This is a genomic window from Bacillus sp. C30 (assembly GCF_040838255.1).
GTDB classification, from domain to species: domain Bacteria; phylum Bacillota; class Bacilli; order Bacillales; family Bacillaceae_G; genus Bacillus_A; species Bacillus_A mycoides.
Genome location: NZ_JBFPJH010000389.1, coordinates 1 through 2822 on the forward strand (window position 1 = coordinate 1; position 2822 = coordinate 2822).

Annotated in this window: 3 protein-coding genes; all 3 read right to left on the reverse strand. The window is 33.0% G+C overall.

Annotated features, from left to right (window positions below):
• Positions 1-251: 251 nt before the first annotated feature.
• Positions 252-1523, reverse strand: a complete 1272-nt coding sequence (ulaA, locus tag AB3X49_RS20685; protein WP_367964443.1) for a PTS ascorbate transporter subunit IIC — start codon at positions 1521-1523, stop codon at positions 252-254.
• 24 nt (positions 1524-1547) lie between these two features.
• Positions 1548-1817 (reverse strand): PTS sugar transporter subunit IIB, encoded by a 270-nt coding sequence (locus AB3X49_RS20690; protein WP_000757313.1) that lies wholly within the window; start codon positions 1815-1817, stop codon positions 1548-1550.
• 13 nt (positions 1818-1830) lie between these two features.
• Positions 1831-2822 (reverse strand): BglG family transcription antiterminator (locus AB3X49_RS20695; protein ID WP_367964445.1); only part of this gene is annotated, 992 nt, incomplete at its 5' end.

The window sequence follows — 2822 nt, forward strand, 5'->3', positions numbered from 1 at the left end:
AATGATATTTTTTCATTTTGAAAATTCATGCATAGACTCCTTTTATTTTACCCTATTTTGAAAATATACTTTTCTGTTTCAATATTGATCCTCAAGGAAAATCAAAAGATTTTACAAACAATCATAACACATTTTTTTCAAACCAATCCCTATTTCTTTTATTCAAATTCCCTCACTTTCTTACACTTTAATATTTAAATAAAAAGACTTGAATTCATAATTAGAATTCAAGTCTTTTTATGCTCTATTATTTAGAAAACATTCCCTAGCAATTTCGCAATTTCACTAATTAAAATACCAACAACAGCAAAGTCGGAATCACCGAATGTTGTATTTTCAAATCCTAATCCACCTAATATAGGTAGTAATATAGCTGGTAGGAATGAGATTAATAATCCATTTACAAAAGCTCCAAGTATTGCTCCTCGTCTTCCTCCAGTTGCATTTCCAAATACAGCAGCTGTTGCCCCTGTGAAGAAATGAGGGATTAATCCTGGCACTATTACACTTAATCCGATAAACGGAAGAATAAACATAGATAGTAATCCAGCAATAAAACTTGTTAAAAAGCCAATAATAACTGCATTTGGCGCGAATGGGAAGATTGTTGGACAATCTAATGCTGGTTTGGCATTTGGTACAAGTTTATCTGCTATCCCTTTAAATGCAGGGACAATTTCTGCAATCAACATACGGACACCAGCTAGAATAATATATACACCCGCAGCGAATGTAATCGCTTGCATGAATGAATACACGAGATAATTTTGTCCGTTACTTAATTCTGTTTCGATAAAGTTTTTCCCAGCAAATGGTGCAACAATAAAGAATAACACAGCCATTGTTAATGACATAGAAACTGATGTATCACGTAAAAACCCTAATGACTTCGGTACTTTAATTTGTTCTGTAGATTTTTCCTTATTTCCAAATTTACTACCAACAAATCCTGCTGCTAAATACCCAACTGAACCGAAATGGCCAATTGCGATATCATCCATTCCCGTAATTTTTCTAACATACGGTTGAAGTAGAGCTGGAAAAATGACCATAAGTAATCCTAAAATAATAGACCCACTAATAACTAGTGAAGCGCCTTTTATCCCTGTAGTTGAAAATACAGCTGAAATTAAACATGCCATGAATAAGGTATGATGACCAGTTAAAAATACATATTTAAATCTTGTAAATCGTGCAATTAGTAAATTAGCAATCATCCCAAATACCATAATTAATGCCGTTTCTGTTCCTAAAGTTTGCTGTGCTATCGCAACAACAGCTTCGTTATTTGGAATAATCCCTTTAATATGAAATGCTTTATCAAATATTTTACCAAAAACATCTAAAGCCCCTATTAATATAGTAGCTCCGCCTCCTAAAACGACGAAGCCCATAATTGTTTTTAATGTTCCTGAAACTGTATCTGCAAAATTCTTTTTTTGCAATAGTAAACCACACATAGCAAACAATCCAACTAATATTGCAGGCTGTCCCAAAATATCCTTCATTATTAAATCAAACATAGCACTACTCCCCTTTCACCGTTTCTACATCAGGTGTTTTTGTAATGCTTCTTTAATTTCATTTAAATCTAGAATGTTTGTTAATCCAGCAACTGTGCGAGTACCATCTTCAAGGTTGCAAATGATATCTTTCGCACCTAAATATAGATCTGCTTGTTCTGATTTACTTGATGCTAAATCCGTATGAGAAACTTCAGCTTGCATACCAAGTTCAGTTAATATTTTCTTTACATTCATTTCTATAATAAAACTACTTCCTAATCCATTTCCACATACAACTAATACTTTTTTCATTTCAATCTCCCCTTTAATTAGAATATTTAGCTATCATTTCTAGCATTTTATCTTTTGAATTTGAATGCATTAACATTTCTATGTTCGTTGGTTCAGATAACATCTCACTTAATTGTGCCAATGCCTTCAAATGTGTCTCGTTATCTATAGCTGCTAATACAATAATTAAATTTACAGTATGCTCTTGTTTTTCTGAAAATAACACACCCTCTTTTAGTTGTAATAAACTCATCCCTAATTTTTTGACACCTGCTTCTGGACGAGCATGAGGTATAGCGATTTTAGGTGCAATTACAATATACGGGCCTAACTTCTTTACATTCGCAATCATTTCAGAAATATATTCTTCAGAAATATGTCCACTTTGTAATAAAGGTTCCGACGCAACACGAATTGCTTCCTCCCACGTCTCAACGTGATTCTCAAGCTCTATAAATTCTCTAGTTAATAGCTCGTTTAACATAGGCTTATATTTCTCCTCCTTATCAATATGTACCGGACCACTCATAAACTCTCTCAATTCATTTTTTAAAGATTTTTCATCTAAAATGTCTGTGTATTTTTGGATAATACCCATCATCATATCAACTGAATCATTTTGATTTTCGCCATATAAAGTTACATTAACTTTTCGTAGTAACGATGCTTTTTCGGAATCGGTCAAAATTGGATTTACCATAAAGATAGGAATTTTCCCCTTCTCCAGTTCAGTTGTAGTAATAATACAATCTACATCAAATGTATTTGATTCATATTCCCGCTTTGAAATGGCTTTTAAAATATCTACACTTGAAAACACTTGCTCTAATTGGTACTGCAACATACGTGATGTACCAATACCATTTGGACAAACAAGTAGCGCGGTTTTTCTTGGGCTGGGAACGATTCCCTCTTTCCTCATCCAAGCACCAAAGTGCATAGTAATATATGCCATTTCATCATCTGAAACTGTTTTTCCAACATATTCTTCAAAATAATGAATTACTTTTTTTGTAAGAGTATATA